At 33.3% G+C, this 18,114-nt stretch carries 16 protein-coding genes and 1 other RNA gene; 10 read left to right on the top strand and 7 right to left on the bottom strand.

Annotated features, from left to right (window positions below; all coding sequences use genetic code 11):
* Positions 1-21: 21 nt before the first annotated feature.
* Positions 22-834 (bottom strand): Cof-type HAD-IIB family hydrolase, encoded by an 813-nt coding sequence (locus AC1RPX_RS02680; RefSeq protein ID WP_409022582.1) that lies wholly within the window; start codon positions 832-834, stop codon positions 22-24.
* 293 nt (positions 835-1,127) lie between these two features.
* Between AC1RPX_RS02680 and AC1RPX_RS02675 the strand changes: the two genes are divergently transcribed.
* Both AC1RPX_RS02675 and AC1RPX_RS02670 read left to right on the top strand, forming a co-directional pair.
* Positions 1,128-1,451, top strand: coding sequence for a metal-sulfur cluster assembly factor (locus tag AC1RPX_RS02675; protein WP_481761283.1), 324 nt, complete (start codon positions 1,128-1,130; stop codon positions 1,449-1,451).
* A 22-nt stretch (positions 1,452-1,473) separates the two neighbouring features.
* A complete protein-coding gene (locus AC1RPX_RS02670; protein ID WP_481761284.1) occupies positions 1,474-2,448 on the top strand; it encodes an ABC transporter permease in 975 nt (324 codons plus the stop codon).
* 63 nt (positions 2,449-2,511) lie between these two features.
* On the opposite strand, the gene fni is transcribed toward AC1RPX_RS02670, so the two are convergent.
* From fni to mvk, 4 genes are read right to left on the bottom strand one after another with little or no spacing between them, the layout of a single operon-like run.
* Positions 2,512-3,549, bottom strand: a complete 1,038-nt coding sequence (fni, locus tag AC1RPX_RS02665) for a type 2 isopentenyl-diphosphate Delta-isomerase (RefSeq protein WP_481761285.1) — start codon at positions 3,547-3,549, stop codon at positions 2,512-2,514.
* 15 nt (positions 3,550-3,564) lie between these two features.
* A complete protein-coding gene (locus tag AC1RPX_RS02660; protein ID WP_481761406.1) occupies positions 3,565-4,629 on the bottom strand; it encodes a phosphomevalonate kinase in 1,065 nt (354 codons plus the stop codon).
* 30 nt (positions 4,630-4,659) lie between these two features.
* Positions 4,660-5,625, bottom strand: coding sequence for a diphosphomevalonate decarboxylase (gene mvaD, locus AC1RPX_RS02655; RefSeq protein WP_481761286.1), 966 nt, complete (start codon positions 5,623-5,625; stop codon positions 4,660-4,662).
* Positions 5,615-6,589, bottom strand: a complete 975-nt coding sequence (gene mvk / locus AC1RPX_RS02650) for a mevalonate kinase (protein ID WP_481762176.1) — start codon at positions 6,587-6,589, stop codon at positions 5,615-5,617. The genes mvaD and mvk overlap by 11 nt, the downstream gene beginning before the upstream one ends.
* A gap of 184 nt (positions 6,590-6,773) precedes the next feature.
* On the opposite strand from mvk, the gene AC1RPX_RS02645 reads away from it, so the two are divergent.
* The 4 genes from AC1RPX_RS02645 to AC1RPX_RS02630 all read left to right on the top strand — a co-directional run bounded on the left by AC1RPX_RS02645 (position 6,774) and on the right by AC1RPX_RS02630 (position 12,336).
* On the top strand, positions 6,774-9,599 hold the full coding sequence (locus AC1RPX_RS02645) for a helicase C-terminal domain-containing protein (protein ID WP_481761288.1): 2,826 nt from the start codon (positions 6,774-6,776) through the stop codon (positions 9,597-9,599).
* 64 nt (positions 9,600-9,663) lie between these two features.
* Positions 9,664-10,161 carry a cell wall elongation regulator TseB-like domain-containing protein gene (locus AC1RPX_RS02640; RefSeq protein ID WP_481761289.1) on the top strand — a complete coding sequence of 166 codons (498 nt, stop codon included), beginning with the start codon at positions 9,664-9,666 and terminating at the stop codon, positions 10,159-10,161.
* Positions 10,162-10,251: 90 nt separating this feature from the next.
* Positions 10,252-11,553 (top strand): asparagine--tRNA ligase, encoded by a 1,302-nt coding sequence (gene asnS, locus AC1RPX_RS02635; RefSeq protein ID WP_409022573.1) that lies wholly within the window; start codon positions 10,252-10,254, stop codon positions 11,551-11,553.
* A gap of 72 nt (positions 11,554-11,625) precedes the next feature.
* Positions 11,626-12,336 carry a DnaD domain protein gene (locus AC1RPX_RS02630; protein ID WP_481761290.1) on the top strand — a complete coding sequence of 237 codons (711 nt, stop codon included), beginning with the start codon at positions 11,626-11,628 and terminating at the stop codon, positions 12,334-12,336.
* Positions 12,337-12,396: 60 nt separating this feature from the next.
* Here AC1RPX_RS02630 and AC1RPX_RS02625 read toward each other — a convergent pair whose 3' ends face one another.
* Both AC1RPX_RS02625 and recU read right to left on the bottom strand, forming a co-directional pair.
* A complete protein-coding gene (locus AC1RPX_RS02625; RefSeq protein ID WP_481762177.1) occupies positions 12,397-14,643 on the bottom strand; it encodes a transglycosylase domain-containing protein in 2,247 nt (748 codons plus the stop codon).
* A 35-nt stretch (positions 14,644-14,678) separates the two neighbouring features.
* Positions 14,679-15,284, bottom strand: coding sequence for a Holliday junction resolvase RecU (recU, locus tag AC1RPX_RS02620; protein WP_481761292.1), 606 nt, complete (start codon positions 15,282-15,284; stop codon positions 14,679-14,681).
* A gap of 111 nt (positions 15,285-15,395) precedes the next feature.
* On the opposite strand from recU, the gene AC1RPX_RS02615 reads away from it, so the two are divergent.
* The 4 genes from AC1RPX_RS02615 to AC1RPX_RS02600 all read left to right on the top strand — a co-directional run bounded on the left by AC1RPX_RS02615 (position 15,396) and on the right by AC1RPX_RS02600 (position 17,995).
* The gene (locus AC1RPX_RS02615; protein ID WP_481761293.1) at positions 15,396-15,962 is read left to right on the top strand and encodes an SLOG family protein; all 567 of its coding nucleotides are present in this window, start codon (positions 15,396-15,398) and stop codon (positions 15,960-15,962) included.
* Between the two features lie 66 nt (positions 15,963-16,028).
* Positions 16,029-16,370 (top strand): cell division regulator GpsB, encoded by a 342-nt coding sequence (gene gpsB, locus AC1RPX_RS02610; RefSeq protein ID WP_481761294.1) that lies wholly within the window; start codon positions 16,029-16,031, stop codon positions 16,368-16,370.
* Between the two features lie 33 nt (positions 16,371-16,403).
* Positions 16,404-16,767: RNase P RNA component class B (gene rnpB / locus AC1RPX_RS02605), an RNA gene on the top strand.
* Positions 16,768-16,858: 91 nt separating this feature from the next.
* Positions 16,859-17,995, top strand: a complete 1,137-nt coding sequence (locus AC1RPX_RS02600) for a THUMP domain-containing class I SAM-dependent RNA methyltransferase (protein ID WP_409022567.1) — start codon at positions 16,859-16,861, stop codon at positions 17,993-17,995.
* Positions 17,996-18,114 lie beyond the last annotated feature (119 nt).

Genomic DNA, 18,114 nt, shown 5'->3' with positions numbered 1-18,114 from the left:
TGATCTGTTACTAATTAACGATTATTTAGCTAAATTTAAATAATTTTTTAAGTAATGAGCAAGCCCATTTTCTTGGTTATTTAAAGAGGTAACATCATTGGCTAGACCTCTAATTTCAGAAGTACCATTTTTCATTGCCACACCCCAGCCAGCATATGAAAGCATTTCTTTATCATTACTTTCATCACCAAAAGCAACGATATCTTTTTGAGAGATACCATAGTAATCTGCTAGATAAGAAACACCAATTGCTTTTTGAATCCCTTTTGAAACAACTTCTAGAACAGGTTTTGGTCCGCCCCAAGTGTTGACTTCGATAACATCACCATATTTTTCAAGTAGTCTAGATGTAATTAATTGTTTTTTATCTTGATCGACAAACATCGTAATTGATGTCGGATCATGTTGTAAATTTTGTTTATTAAGAATTTGATTTGATCTTAAAACTTGTGGGAAAAAGCCTTTCACTAGCTGACTTGCATTGTCAGCCAATAACATATTTTTTCCTTCGGCTGCTAACATGTTAATACCTAATTCTTTTCTAGCGTTAAGAATATCAAAAACAATATCTCGATTAATTGTATATTCGTATGATTTATCCCAATTTTTATGTGGAATATGTGCCAGGGCACCATTAAAATTAATCATTGGAGTTGTTAACCCTAATGAATCATAAATTTGTTTTGAGATACGATATGGGCGTCCCGTTACAATACTGACAATGTGTCCTTCAGCTGTTGCTTGAGTAAGTACTTTTTTTGTTGTTGAACTAACTTCTGCATTATTATTTAAAGTTGTGCCATCTAAATCAATTGTAATTAACTTTTTGTTCATCGTTATTGTTCCTCCATCAACTTAACTTATGTGTAGTAAGATTTACAGTTTTTTATCTTAGTTAGTTCAGGATAGCATTTGAGTATGCAGTATTCAAACGTATTTAACCTTTTTTTATCTATTGTTATAAAATCGTATCTTTAATTTAATCCGGCTTCATAGTAACTTTGGCGCCGTATAACATTATTTTTTAGAAAAAGTAAAGAGTTCAGTAACATTAAAACAATAGATTGCAATGCTAAAATAGAAACGATAAACTAGTAATATTAGCTATTCAAGAGAGGATTAATCCTATGAGTGAAAGACGAAGTGCAGAAATAATTAAGCAAGATATTTTGACACATTTAGAAAAAGTGATGGATCCTGAATTGGATATGGATATTATTAATTTAGGTTTAGTATATGAGATTGAATTAGACAATGACAATAATTGTAATGTACAAATGACTTTAACCACTATGGGTTGCCCGTTAACAGGTGTTCTATCTGATTTAGTCGAAGATGCGTTAAAGCCAGTGCTAGAAATAAAAAAAGTAACTGTACAATTTATATGGAGTCCAGCCTGGTCAATTGAACGTATGTCTAGGTATGCAAAAATGGCACTCGGTGTCCATTAAAAGTTAGGGGGAAATTAAATTGATGATGCGAAGAAGATACATATTTATAGTAGCTATCTTACTACTTACATTCTTTACCACATTTTTATTTTTTAAGATGCAGGAAAAAGATTTAATCACAAAATTAGATAATCATAATCTATCTAAAAATGCATATGTTCTTAAAACAAAAGAACAAAATTTAGATAAATATAATACAACGTTAGCAAAATCAGAAAAAATTTCTGATTTTCAAATTCATTATCAAGTAAAAAACAAAAAAAATATTTCTTATTTTTATGCGAAGGGTAGTTATGATAAGCCACCAATGGTTTCTGGAACTTTTTTCTCAAATAATGATTTTTTATCTGAAGTTCCGGTAGCAGTAGTTGGTCGAAATATTGAAAAAAAATTATACTCGCCATTTCATCAGCAGTATTATAAATTAAATGGGCAATACGTTTCTGTCATCGGTATTATGGGTGATAAATACAATTCTGAGTTGGATAATCAAATTTTTATTGCAATGTCAACTGCAGACATAAGTAAATTGAAGGCAAATAATACAAATATTATTCTTGATTCAAAGCATGTCGTGACTAAGAATGTGTTAACGACCGAATTAACTAATACAACAGTTTCCAAACAGGTTAATGATAATTTAATTTTAACTAATAACTCATGGATTAGTCGACATTGGCAACAAGCGGTGGGCTTAATGGCTGTTATTGCTAGTGTTATGGTCGCAACTTATATTTGGATTGTTGGTGTTAGTAAACAAATTCGTAATCAGAAATTTATCAAACAATCAAAAAAAGTTATTATTTGGAATAACTTGCTAATTTACATGGGATCATTCTTAGTTGGTGGCTTAATAGGAACTGCGATTGGTCAGTCACAATTTTCGATTAAAACAAATATGATAGCTCTGTATGAGTTCGAAGGTACTCTATTTATCGTTGCTTCCGTTGTTTTCTACTTTGTTATCCGTAGAAGAGTTAATAAACGTAATAATTAATAAAAACGCCAAATCAGTTAGATTCATTATCTAACTGATTTGGCGTTTTTTATGTAAACATGATTATATTTGATTTTTAAAATTTTGTAACTCAGGTGATAAAATCATTCTAATTTTTGTTAAATCACTTAAATTTTTGGTGCCAAGTAACAGCATAAGCATGTTAATTTTTGATTGATAATCTGATATGGTATTTGTTAGCGCATCTTGACCTTGTTTATTGAGAATGTGTAAGAATGCACCAGAGATACCAACACTTTTAGCGCCTAAAGCGAGACATTTAACAATATCTAATGGGGTACGAATACCACCAGAGGCAAAAATTGTTAAGCCTGTTTGCAGAGATTTTGTATCAATGAGACTTTCAGCTGTAGTTAAGCCCCAATCCTCTAGAAAGGAGAAATCTTTAGCATGTCTACGTTCGTTTTCAATCATGGCAAAATTTGTGCCGCCACGACCAGAAATATCAACATAACGTACACCAATATCAGCTAATTGTTGAACCGTTTTATGAGACATCCCAAAACCAACTTCTTTAACAATAATGGGTACTTCAAGCTTATTTACGATTGTTTCAATATTCTTCAACCAATAAAACTCACGTTCACCTTCTGGCATAATAATTTCTTGAGCGGCATTAATATGAATTTGTAGGGCGTTTGCTTCAATCATATCAACGGCTCTTTTTGACTGATCTAGTGTTGCATTGGCGCTTAAATTAGAAAAAATGAGACCATTTGGATTCTTTTCACGAAGTATTTTAAATGTATGAGCCTTAGAAGGGTCTTTTAAGGCGATACTTTGAGAACCTGTCGCGATTGGTGTATTTGTGATAGCTGCAACTTCGGCTAATTGTTGATTTAAAATACCCGTTTGTTCACTGCCACCAGTCATAGCATTAATATAAAAGGGCGATTGAAACGAGAAATTTGGAAGCTCAACGCTAGATTGAATATCATTAATAGAAAGTTCAGGTAAATTTGAAGGAATAAGCTTGATCTCATTCAATTGATTTTTTGATTCCGTATTGAATAATTTTTCGGCGATAAATACGTGTTCATCTTTTCTGTGACTTTGAATTAAATTATCGTCTTTAATCATAAAAAACTCCTTATCCTATAAGGTCACTTTGATATCCAAAGGTTGAATATCATTTTGTGCCCAATCTTTAAATAATTCAGTACGATTTGTTTCAGAGGTTGCTAATGCAATACCGCAATCACCACCGCCAGCACCTGATGTTTTTGCGGCAGCATGTTGGGATTCTGATAAATTACAAAGGGAAGTTAATGATTCGGTTTCAATTATTACCTGACTAGCATCGGCTAATTGTTGTAAAATCATTCGATTATTTGTAATTTCTTGTTGAATAATGATGGAATTGTTTAATTTAAAGCCATCAATCATTGCAGTGACACATTTTTTTGAATCTTCTAAAAATTCAGAGTAAGTCTTTTTTTGTTTTGCTTTAAAAAGGGCCATCTTATCAACAAAAATGGAAGTTGAAGCTGGAGAGCCAGTCCAACCGATTAATAATTCTAAATCTTTAGGTTGCGGTAGGCGTTGGACAGAAAGCATAGGCCAATCCATAGATAAAAGTTCGGTTAGTGGCGTACCTTGTCTCATAATTTTTAACCATTCTCGATCAAATGAATAATAAGCAATCCATCCGCCATAAACACTAGCGGCAATATCTCCGAGTGAACCATTTCCTTGAACATCTAGGTGAGCCATTGCTGATAATTTAAATAGAGCGTTATCCGTTAATTTTAAATTATAAAATTGTGAAACGGCACGAACGGTTGCTACGGTAACCGCAGCAGAACTGCCCAAACCATATTTTTTACCATCAGTACTATCTAAATCACTATCAATATTGACATGATAATTAACCATCTGTTTTCCGATGGATTGTGCATATAATTCGGTTAAATGAATCGCCGATAATATGTAGTGAAAGGGGTTATCTCGATTATCAAAAATAATTTTTGTCCCTTGACGATACCAAGATAAAGAATTTTCTTGGTATTGTTTAGATGAAATACTACCTGTTTCTTTACTCTTTTTAATTGTTACAGTTACAAACTGATCAATAGCAACAATAATTGCTGGTGATCCAGGTTCAACAATTGCGTATTCTCCTGCAATATAAAGTTTTCCTGGTGCTTTAGCGGTGATCAAATAGCTCAATTCCTTTCAATATGGATAACACTAAATAAGTGTCGCTCCAGGTCCAGGCTTGGCAACCAAAAGATTTTTTGCACCAAAAAGTGGACTTAATTTATTTAAAATATAAGGTGTTTCAGTTTTGGAACAAATTATTTTAACATTTGGACCAGCATCCATTGTGAAGTAACAGGTAATACCTTCTTGACGCAAGTCACGAATAGCATCCATAGCACGTATGCTGTCAGGATTAAAATAAGTAAAGCTGGGATTAGCGCTTAAAGTTGTTGCGTGCATTTTCATTGCATTATTTTCAGCAATTTGACCAACTTTTTCGAGGTTTTTCTCTATAATAGCCTTTTTCATATCAATTAAATCACGTTCAGAAGATTTAACCCATTCATTGTAGAAAGGTGATGTGTCCACGGAATGTTGCATTCCAGAACGAGAATCAATCGCTTTTTCATGACTATTAATCATAATAGCAATCATTTGAAGATCCCAATCAATCGTTTCTTCAATCGGTATAGCAAAGGAGTCTTCATCATTGTGACCTTTTTCCCATTCAACTAGGCCACCAAAAATAGAGCGACTAGCTGAACCAGAACCACGACGTGCTAATCGTGATAAATCGCGTTTATTTAAATTTAAACCAATTGCTTGACTAGCAGCAAGCGCAAGTGCAGCATATGCGCTCGCTGATGACGCAAGTCCTGCTGAAGTTGGAACGTGATTTATTGATTCTACTTTAGCGTAAATATTTTTTTGTGCTTGATTACGAACAATATCTAAAAAGGCTGATACTTTGTTATCCTTTTTTTGTTTAGAATTTAGAAAGAAGGTATCTTCAGTTAGCGTATCGTCAAAAGTTACCGTAGTATCGGTATAAAAATGATCTAACGTTAAGGATAGGCTATTGTTGTAAGGAATAATTAAATCTTTATTTTGTTTACCCCAGTATTTAATGAGTGCAATATTAGTATGGGCGCGAGCTGAAATTTTATTTTTCAATATGTTGTGACTCCTTTTTAAGGGGTTGAATCCAAGTTGCAATGGCACCATTACGATTTAAGAGATGGCTTAGATTTAAAGCTTCTTCGGGTGTTTTAACTAGGGCTATCATACAGCCACCGCCACCACCACCGGTAAGTTTGGCACCTAAAGCGCCATTTTCTAGACTTGTTTTGACAAGTGCATCTAATTTGGGATGACTAACACCTAAAGATTTTAGTAAATGATGAGCCCTAGATAATGTGTGTCCTAAACTTATAGCATCATCTGTCGCAATTTGTGCCTTAGCCATACTTGTTAATTGACCAAGTTCGGAAATTATTTTTTCAGTAACGTCAGGACTTGATAAGACGCGATCACGAACTTGACCAACAGTTAAACCCGTTTGGCCCTTGATTCCCGTATCAGCAATCACTAAGGTTGCCTCTATGTTTAATGGGACAGGGTAAGCCTCTTGGTGCTTAATGAACCAAATGGGATCGCGGCTACTGGTTGTTGCGGCATCGATACCACTTGGAGAACCATGTGTGGTTGTTTCAGCGATATTGGCAATAAGTAGAAGTTCATCGCGTTCGATTTTCGTATCAAAAAAAGCGTACAAACTTCGAATTATGGCAATAACTGTGGCAGCGGAAGAACCCATCCCTCGTTCAGATGGGATGTCACTTTCAATCGTTAATTTAAATGATTGATGTCGTTTATTCAATGATTTTAAAATGTACTGGATAACTTGCTTAATGCCACGCATATTCATGGGAACATTTTTCAGTTCACCACTATAAAAACGACTTGTGATCCATTGTTTATCTGCCATTGCTTCCGTTAAAACTGATATTTTAACATTTGGTAAAGGGAGGGCAATAGCGGGTTGGCTATAAACAACAGAGTGTTCGCCGATTAATATAATTTTAGCATGGCTAGTACCAAGAAATTTTGCTTCTGTATTATCTGACAAATTGTTCAAAAAAAGAGTCCTCTCTAGATGAATTTACTTCCATTATCATACCTTAAAATTGTCGTTATAGCTATAATGGACTGGATGAACTTTGAGAATTTATAATGATTTAGTTTTTGGCATATGATTCTTTAATCAATATGGTAAAATAAACATAAATGCGTTAACTTAAAAAGACTGGTGATAAACTTCAATGAATAAAAATACGATTTATGCTGTAGTGGATATTGAAACGACGGGAACAAATCTTAAAAGTGGCGATCGAATGATCCAATTTGGTTGCGTTTTAGTTCAAAAAAATCAAATAATAAATTCTTTCTCGTTTGATATTAATCCTGGTATGGCAATTCCGAAAGTTATTACAGAATTAACAGGGATTACAAACCGTCAAATCAGAAAGGCTGCCTATTTTGAAGACGTCGCCGCAACGATTTACGCGATTCTCCAAGATACAGTTTTTGTTGCGCATAATATTAACTTTGATTTGCCATTTATCAATAGTGAGTTAGAAAGAGTTGGCTATCCTGCATTATCAATAAAAGGTGTCGATACTGTACAGCTTAGTCAAATCTTATTGCCAACAGCACCCAGTTTTAAATTAAAAGATCTGAGTCGATATTTGAATCTGACTCACGAAAATCCGCATCATGCCGATAGTGATGCCCATGTGACAGCTGAGTTATTTATCTTCTTATTAACTCGACTAGAAACGATTCCAAGAGAAACCTTATTTGAAATAAATCGTTTAAGTTCATTTTTATTAAGAAATACAAATGAATTATTTTCTGATGCGTACAGTGATAAAAATAGAAGACAGGAAAGACTACCAGATCATCTATACATTGTTGGAGGGATTGTCCTTCAACGTAGGAAACAAGATACATTTAATTTAACGAATTATGTTTATCCTGAAGCAGAAGTAGATAAGAAAAAAATATTTGAAAAACAATTAAGTTGGCGACCTGAACAAGCAAAGATGATGGACCTTATTTCTGAACATTTAAAAAGTGGAAATCGAACATTAATTATTGAGGCTCCTACAGGAATCGGTAAAACATTAGGTTATTTAATTCCAGCAGCTTATCATGCTCAAAATCGCAAACAAATTGTGATTAGTAGTGCGACAACATTACTTCAAACCCAGTTGATGAATCAGGCATTACCGTTACTTAACAAATTATTGCCTTTTCAAACAGCTGCAGTAAATTTGAAGGGCAGTAACCATTATATAAATTTAGCGGCGTTTAAAAAAGAATTAACACAAAAAGAAACCTCTGGACAGATAGCTTTAATGAAAATACGTATCTTAGTATGGCTGACAATGACTAAAACTGGTGAACTTGATGAATTAAAACTTTCAAGTTATCAAAATCCCATTTTTAATCAAATTGAACATCAAGGGGTTGGGAGTTTAGTATTAACTGATCAATTTTTTGAAGTTGACTTTATTAATACGTTATATAAACAAGTTGAATCGTCAGCAATTATTTTTACAAATCATGCTTTTTTAATGAAGCATCCTGGTTTATTTAACTCAGATCGTACAAAACTTGCGCCTGAATTAATTGTAGATGAAGCACAGCATCTTGCTGATGTTGCTCTACAGTCAAATAAAGGACGCATTCGATTCTGGAAAATTATTAATATGTGTGATTCATTATTGACTAGCATACAAAGTTCACAAAAATTTTCTTTTAATGACTTAATGGCAATTAATTTCTTAACAGCTAGTGAAAACAATCAATTATTAACAGAAATTAGGAAATTACGGGAATCAGTTGAGTTACTCATCAGACAATTTTCAAGAGAATATGGTCGACAAATTAGTAGGAATTCAGCAGCAAAAAATGAAACGACCGGAAAAGCAATTATTTTAAAATCAACTGAGCTAATTGGATTGATTAATCGAAATAAAATTATGCTTGAATCTGTTTTAAAAGTGATAACTGTTTTAAAAAGAGATGATGCCATTTTACGAGATCGTTATATCGCTGCAAAAAGCCAACAAAATATCGGCCAAGATGAGCAACAGCTTTTGAATCGTGTTCATAACTTTTTTAAGCAATTATTTGCAGAAACTGAGGGCTGGACTATATTTGAACAAAATCAAGACAAGCTAAATGAAAAGGTGCTTTGGTTAAGTTTTCCGATTAACGGACAAACAGACAAAATGCAATTTGAATTTAGTTTATCAGATGCAACTCATTTTCTTTCTGAAGTAATTTATCGGCACTTTAATCACCTGACGTTTACTGGGGCGACTTTGTTACTACCAGGTAATCCTGATTACATTATTGATCAGCTAGATATACAAGATGATAATTACAAAATCAAAAAATTAGGGAGTCCTTTTGATTATAGTAACCAAGCTAAATTGTATGTAGCAAGTGATGCTTTTGATGTTCGATCATCAAAAGAGCTTTATGAATCTTACTTGGCTGATTCAGTTTATGAGATTATAAAATCACAACGTAAACAAACGTTAATTTTATTTAATTCGCTTGATACGATAGCAAATGTTTATGGGTTATTAACAAAAAGAGGGTTACATCTTGATCGTGAACTTTTAGTTCAGGGTGTTACAGGACGGCCTGAAAAATTAAAAAAACGATTTTTATTAGGTAAAGACGCTATTTTAATGGGTACTGGTAGTTTCTGGGAAGGCGTTGACTTACCAAATGATAGATTAGAACTTTTAATTGTGACGCGGTTACCATTTGAGTCTCCAGAGTCGTTAAATGTAAAGGCGAAAGAAAAAGAGTTTGAAGGTCAAGGTAGGGATGTATTCAGTGAGTATTCACTGCCTAGAGCAACAATGAAGCTTAAACAAGGGTTTGGACGCTTAATTCGGACGTCAACCGATAAAGGGGCAATGATTGCATTGGACAATCGATTGATAAATCAAAGTTATGGTAAAAAAATGATTGAAGTATTGCCGGATGAATTACAACTTATAAATGAACCATTGGCAGATATTATTATTGATTTAAAGACGTTTTTATCTAATTCTGATAGTTAATCAGAATTAGATAATGTCTGTTATAATATGACCGTATAAAACTAAGACAGGAGAAAAATTGATCATGCGAAGATCCCCCAAAAAATCAAAAAACATCGTTTTTCTTTCGATACTTGGTACGATATTAGTTATTGTGGTAAGTGCTTTTATTTTATATAATCGCGCAAAATCACCGATGGCTACAGCTGAAAAAGAAGCTGTTACAATTGCTAAAAAATACGCAAAACTAGATAAAGAAACAGCATTTTATAGATATAATAGGGATGCAACTTATTTTACAGTTGCAGGGACAACAAAAGCTAATAAAAGAATTTATGTGATTGTTGCTCAAAAAGGTGGAAAAGTTAAAGTCTTATCACAATCAAATGGTAAGACAAAAAATGATATTTTAACTTATATCTGGAATGAAAAAAAACCTAGTAAAATATTGAATGTCGGACTTGGTATATACAACGGTGTACCTGCATGGGAAGTGAGTTATTTGAACAAGAAAAAAGCTCTTTGTTATGAAACACTGCAGTTCTCAAATGGTAAAGTTTTAAAATCCGTTGAAAATATATAATTGTCTTATGGACTAATATATCTGACTAATGATATTATAAAAGGAATGAAATCGATCTAGCAACTAGGACCGTAATGAGGAGGAAGTTTATTGAAAACAATTAGTATAATTGATGCTAAAAACCATGTAGACGAAGAAGTAAAAATCGGTGTTTGGCTTACTAATAAAAGATCAAGTGGTAAGATTGCATTTTTACAATTACGAGATGGAAGTGCCTTTTTCCAAGGTGTCGTGATAAAAAGTAATGTCAGTGAAGAAACTTTTGAAATGGCAAAAGAGTTACATCAGGAATCTAGCCTTTACGTTATTGGTGAGATTCATGAAGATAAACGCTCACCATTTGGCTATGAAATTGAAGTTAAATCACTTGAATTAGTTGGTGATAGTCAAGATTATCCAATTACACCTAAAGATCATGGAACAGAATTTTTGATGGATCATCGTCATTTATGGTTACGTTCAACGAAACCATATGCAGTTATGCAAATTAGAAATGAAATTATTCGCGCAACATATGAATTTTTCAATAAAGAAGGTTTTATAAAGATTGATGCGCCTATCTTAACTGGTAGTGCACCAGAAGGTACAACTGAACTTTTCCATACTAAATATTTTGACAAAGATGCCTATTTGTCACAATCAGGTCAATTGTATGAAGAAGCTGGGGCAATGGCCTTTGGTAAAGTATTCTCATTTGGACCAACTTTTAGAGCTGAAAAATCTAAGACAAGACGCCATTTAATTGAATTTTGGATGATTGAACCCGAAATGGCATTTATGCACCAAGAACAAAGTCTTGAAGTACAAGAACAATATATTGCGTTCTTAGTACAAAATGTTTTAGATAACTGTGACTATGCTTTAGATATTCTCGAAAGAGATAAAGAAGTCTTAAAAAGTTATACAAAAACACCATTCCCTAAAATTTCTTATGATGAAGCCGTCGAATTATTACAAAATTCTGGTGAATTTCCTGATACTAAATGGGGTGATGATTTTGGATCTCCTGAAGAAACTTATTTGGCAGAACATTTCAGTATGCCAGTATTCGTTTTAAACTATCCTAAAGCAATTAAACCATTTTACATGAAACCACATCCAACGAGAGAAGACGTCGTTATTTGTGCTGACTTATTAGCTCCTGAAGGTTACGGCGAAATTATTGGTGGTTCAGAACGTGAAACTGATGTAGATAACTTAATAGCACAAATTAAAAAAGCTGGATTGAACGAAAAAGATTACGAATGGTATTTAGATTTAAGAAGATATGGTAGTGTTCCTCATTCAGGATTTGGTCTTGGATTAGAACGCGCAACAACTTGGATTACAGGTGAAGAACATATACGTGAGGCTATTCCATTCCCACGTCTATTAAACCGTATTTACCCATAAAAAAGTAGAGAAAAAGAACCTTTAAACGAAATTGTTTAAGGTTCTTTTCTTAATTAAGGAGGCATTTTCGTTATGGATGCATTTATGAGTCAATTTTTAGAAGCAGGGGAAACCCATGTGTCTAATTTAATTTTACGGAATTATCGAAAAATTGGATTATCAAGTGATGAATTAATTTTCTTAATCCATCTATTAAGCTTTAATCAAGCAGGTAATAAATTTCCAGATACAAATCAAATTGCCAGTCAAATGGGCGTGACGGCCCAGGAAACCTATACATTACTGCAGAAATTAATCGAAAAAAAAGTTATTTCTATCAAAACAATTGATGATTCAAATGGGTACAGCACCGATCAATTTGATTTTAGTGTGTTATATGAAAAATTAAATAATTTAAGTCATAGGACACAAGAAAAGGTTGAAGTTGTTAAGAGTAATAATTCTCGAAAAGAGGTTTATGAAAAAATTGAAGTTGAATTTGGAAGACCTTTATCACCAATGGAATTAGAAAGTATTAGCATGTGGATTGATCAAGACCACTATATTCCAGAACTAATTTTGATGGCGTTGAAAGAAGCTGTCCTTAATCAGGCATACAGTTTAAAATATATGGATAGAATTTTACTAAATTGGGAAAAGAAGCATATAAAAACAAGTCAAGACATAAAAAAAGATAAAGAAAAAAGACAACAACAGAACTTTTCAAATAATGTGAAGAATAATGACAATACAAAAGAATCTAATGATAAACCGGAAATACCCCTATATCATTGGTCAAATTAATGAAATAAATAAAAACCTGGCGATATTCAGAATTTTAACTGAATATCGCCAGGTTTTTATTTAACGAGTAGCAGACGAAACGGCTTTACTGCTGTCTGCTTTAGATGAAGCACTTGAACTAATAGCGGAGCTAGAACTACTAGATGAACTAGAACTTTCTGAAGAACTAGAACTACTTGAACTAGAAGAACTGCTTGAACTAGATTCTTCTGAAGAACTAGAACTATTTGATATCTTAGGAACTGAATATGAACTGCTATCTGCTGTTGTTGTTTCTGCAGTAGATGAATCTGTTAATGATAATTCGCCATTTTTCAGATAAACGTCAGAAGGTTTTGTCCAATCCGTATTTGAAACTGATTGGGAAACGTACTGCATTAAGTTTTTATAAATACCTACAGCTAGATGTTGAGAATTAACATCTAAGTAGTTATTTGCGACTAATGGTGAATCATAACCTGTCCAAACTGCAATTGAGTAATTTGAAGTATAGCCGGAAAATAATGAATCCATAACTGCGCTAGATGGAAATTTAGAAGCAACATTTGATGGATAATCAGTAGTACCGGTTTTACCCGCTTGGTAAAGACCCGGTATTTGAGCTGCCGTACCTGTACCATTAGAACTATTAATAACACCTTTTAGCATATCAGTAATCATATAAGCAGTTGATGTTTTCAGTGCTCTAGTACCTGAGCTAGAATAATTTTCAACTGTACCATCTTTTCTTTCAATTTCTGAAATATAAGTCCCTTTGTGATAAGTTCCACCATTTGCAAATGCTGCATAGGCTTCTGCATTTTGAGTCGTTGACATGTTTGCACCGATACCAGATGAGTAAGTATCAACTTGATCCTTAGAGACACCAAGTTTTTTGACGAATCCTTGGGCTTTTGATAATCCAACCGCTTCAAGTGTCCGAATAGCAGGGATATTACGTGATTGAATCAAAGCATTTCGCATTGTCATTGTTCCAAGATAGCTATTATCAAAATCATTTAATTGTTTTGTAGTAGCATCAGGGTAGTAATATTTTGTATCGCTAACTTTTTGATTAGTTGGGTAGTCTAGATATTCAATAGCAGGACCGTAATCCATAATAGGTTTCATGGTTGAACCGTTGCTTCGACTAGTTGCGACAGCCCGATTATACCCGAAAGTAACATTTGTTTGTTTACGGCCACCAATCATAGCTGAAATAGCGCCAGTTTTTGAATCAACCATGGTAACAGCTAATTGCATTTTACTGTCAGGATAGACCACATAGTTATTTGTATTAGCTATATCATAAAGTCGTTTCTGAGCATCCAAATCTAAGTTTGTACGAATCTTAAGACTACTGTTATAAGGATCAAAACCTTTATCTTTAACAGACTGAATAACTTCTTTTAAATAGGAATCAGAAATTTTTGCATTATAAGTATCTTTTTCGGCAGAATGTGATGTTCTTAGGCCTGAAGTAATTGGTGTCGCTTTAGCTGTACTTGCTTCGCTTGCCGAAATTTTGTTATTTGCTAACATTGCATCAATAACTTCATTACGTCGTTCCTTTGCGTATTCTGGATGCGCGTAAGGATTATAAGAAGATGGGGCATTAGGAATACCAGCAATTAACGCGATTTGTTCTGTATTTAATTTATTCAATTTTTTACCGAAATAGTAATTTGCAGCAGTTTGCATCCCGTAAATACCATTTCCCATAAAGACTTTGTTAGCATAGAACGTTAAAATCTGAGATTTACTGTATTTACGCTCTACTTGTAATGCTAGCCATGCTTCTTGCGCTTTTCGTTTTATTGTTTGATCAGATGCTTTTGTCGAAAAGACAGATAATTTAATAAGTTGTTGTGTTAAAGTACTACCACCTTGAAGACCAGCTGATCCACCAGTGATATTTGACAAGGCTGCACCTACAATTCGCACAGGATCAACGCCATTATGTTTATAGAAACGTTTATCTTCGATTGAAACAATGGCATCTTTTAATAGTTGCGGCATGTCAGACGATTCAGCGTAGACTCTTGAAGTTCCTAAGGTAGTGATGATTTCATCATTCTTTGCATAAATGACACTTGCAGGGGTACTTTCAAGACTACTTGATGTTATTTTTGGTGAATCTTTGGCGTAATAGAAAAATAAACTGATACTAGCAATTACGCCAATAACGAATAGAGCAAGTAAGCTCAAAAAAATACGTTTAAAAAGTTTACCTTTACTATTTTTACCTTTGTTGCCTTTTTTGTTAGTGCTTATTTCTTGTTCGCGTCGCGCAACACGAGTAGTACCTTTATTATCAGCTGTTGCCATAAATAAAATTCTCCTTTAATTATATAAAGCCTTAATTATAGATGCTCTATCATTTTATCAACGTATTTTAAATAGGGAATGACCGGATTTAAAGTATATTGTATCTCGAATCCTTCAGTTTGGACTGTTTTCAATGGAATTGATTTACGACCATTAACACTCTGCTTATCCCAGTAAGTAAATAGCGTTTTTGATGGTAGTAAGTAGACCTTACCTAAGGTTGTGAACTTCATTATAACAAAACTAATTCCTCTTTGTAATACACATGATTTCATATGGTTAATTTGGTGCTCATGAAAATTACTTAACGGAAATGAAGTTTTATTTTTAGTTTCTTTAGCTTCAAAATCTAAATAGTGGCCATCGTATATGCCATTGTAGTCAGTTGTTGACGCAGTTTGAAAGTAAGCTTCTTTAATAACAGCTGCACTTCGTTTAGGATAATCAACTTTTACAATTTGAATAGGCGTTGGTTTTTTGTGAATGACAGCCATATTATGAGCAAGGTAAAATGCGTTGCTTACGTTGATATCATCCTCTAATGACATCCCCCGTTTACCAAACAACAGCATATTTGACTTTTTTTGCGTATTTAAAGGTGATTGTTCATAAAGTTTTCCATTAGGATAATTAATACTCACAGTTATTTCACGCTCCAATCTAAAATATTATAACAATAAGTGATATAATTTAATAGCTTTAAAGGATTTGGTAACATATTCTTAATATAAGAAAGGAATATTTAATCAATTATGAAGCGTTTATGGGTGACTGGTTATAGAACATACGAATTAGGTATTTTTAATGAAAATGATCTTAAAATAAAAATCATTAAAAGCGCAATTAAAAAAAATATTATTAATGAAATAGAAAATGGATTGAAGTGGGTTATAACTGGCCCTCAGCTTGGTGTTGAGCAATGGACGGCACAAATTTGCCTAGATATACAAAATGAATATCCTGATTTCAAGGTATCAGTTATGCTACCATTCAAAGAGTTTGGTAATAATTGGAAAGATGATAAAAAATTAGTTTTAAATCAAATATTAAATGATGTAGATTTTTCTGATTATGTTAGTAAGGATACCTATCAGTCGCCACAGCAATTAAAAAATTATCAAACTTTTATGATAGAACACACAGATGGCGCGTTATTACTTTATGATTCAGAAAATGAAGGCAAAACAAAATTTGATTTATTAAAAATAAAGCAAACTAAAGAAGTGAAAAACTATGCATTACGTATGATAGATTTTATGGAATTAGAAGATATTGCAAACGAAATGGAAGAGGAACAAAATAATCATTTGAATTATTAAATAATTCTGCTATAATAAACAGGTATTAACATTATTTATGAGAAATTAGTGATGAGGTGTACGAATATGACGGATGTTAATTTTGTACCTAAAGATATCTTACAAAAACATTTTGAAACAAAAATGCGTGGATATGATTCTAAAGAAGTTGACGAATTTCTTGACGATGTTATTAAAGATTATGAAACCTTTGATAAGAAAGTCAAAAAACTTCAAGAAGAAAATGATCGTTTAATTGCTCAAGTCGACGAACTTACAAAACAGGTTACTGTTGGTAAAAGTTCACAGACGACCCAAACAACATCTACAACTTCAAATATGGATATTCTTAAACGATTATCTAATTTGGAACGTCGTGTGTTTGGTGCACAGTTAGATGAGAATGAAAATTCTAGAAATCAATTTTAAATTAATTGAATGATGTAATATAGATTCAGTGTAAATTTCGGGTAATTGCGGTCTATTAAGTTAGGCTGAGGAAAGTCCATGCTTGCACAAGCTGAGATGCTTGTAGTGTTCGTGCTTGGTGAAAAAATAAGCCAAGGTACCTTCGGGTAACGGCGGATAAAATGACTAAGGCTTCGGCTATGTCAAAGTAATCTGTAAAGTGCCACAGAGACGATACAATATTGGAAACGGTATTGCTGGAACGCGGTAAACCCCACGAGTAGGCAACCCAAACTTTGGTAGGGGCGCTTCATGACGGAAATGAACAAATCATGGGGGCAGATAATATCTGGAGATAGATGATTACCACTGATTTCATCGCCTGAGATGGATGACGTACAAAACATGGCTTATAGAAATTTACATGATTTCAGGATGAACTAGGATGAAGAATTTTCTTTTATCCTAGTTTTTTTATTAAAAAAATTAAATTATAGTGAAGGTGCAAAATGGAAACTTTTAAATTATTGGCAACCGCAGCTAGCGGTATTGAGTCAATTGTTGGAAACGAACTTAAACATATGGGTTATGATGTTCAAGTAGAAAATAGTCGTGTCCGCTTCGAAGGAACAATGGAAGATGTTATTAATACAAACCTATGGTTGAGAACCGCAGATCGCGTTAAAATCATTGTTGGTGAGTTTACGGCTACGACTTTTGACGATTTATTTGAACAAACAAAAGCAATCTCTTGGGATAAGTTTTTACCATTAGATGCGGAATTCCCTGTTCAAGGAAAATCTCAAAAATCAACACTCTATAGTGTTCCAGATGCCCAAGCAATCGTGAAAAAAGCAATTGTTGATCAATTAAGTGATGTCTATCACCGTACAACACGCTTACCAGAGACGGGTTCAAAATATCCATTGGAAGTTGCTATTAATAAAGATAACGTCTTATTGACACTTGATACAACGGGTAGCAGTTTATTTAAACGTGGTTATCGTGTTGAAAAGGGTTATGCTCCTTTAAAAGAAAATATGGCAGCTGCGTTAGTTATGTTAACTAATTGGTATCCAGAAAAACCTTTTGTTGATCCAGTATGTGGTTCAGGAACAATCCCAATTGAAGCTGCATTAATGGGACATAATATTGCACCTGGTATCGGTCGTTATTTTGTATTCGAAGATTGGGATTTTGTTGAAAAAGGACTATTTGATCGTTTAAGAGAAAAAGCAAAAGGTGAAGCAAATCTTGATGTAGTATTAGATATAGCAGGTTATGATATTGATGCTGGCATGATTGAAATTGCTAAAAAGAATGCCGCTGAAGCTGGCGTCTTGGATAGTATTGAATTCAAGCAACTTGCTGCAAAAGATTTTACAACAGAAAAAGAAAATGGTGTTTTAGTCGCTAACCCACCATACGGTGAACGATTGAGCGATACTGAATCTGTACGTGTTTTATACAAACAGATGGGTGTTGTTTATAAACAAATGCCTACTTGGAGTAAATATATCTTAACAAGTGACTTAACTTTTGAAGAATATTATGGTTCAAGAGCATCTAAAAAACGTAAGCTATATAATGGCTCATTGAGAACGGATTATTTCCAATATTGGGGTAAACGTAAACCAAGAGCATAATAAATAATAAGTTTAAAAGCTATCTAATCAACGATTAGGTAGCTTTTTTTATTTAAGATAAAAAAAATAAGTGTTATCTCTTTACTTATTAATAGTAAGTGATATACTAAGTTTATTCA

It is taken from the genome of Dellaglioa sp. CoH-56-MRSF-14 (assembly GCF_056782115.1).
This window is presented reverse-complemented; position numbering and strand designations above follow the sequence as displayed.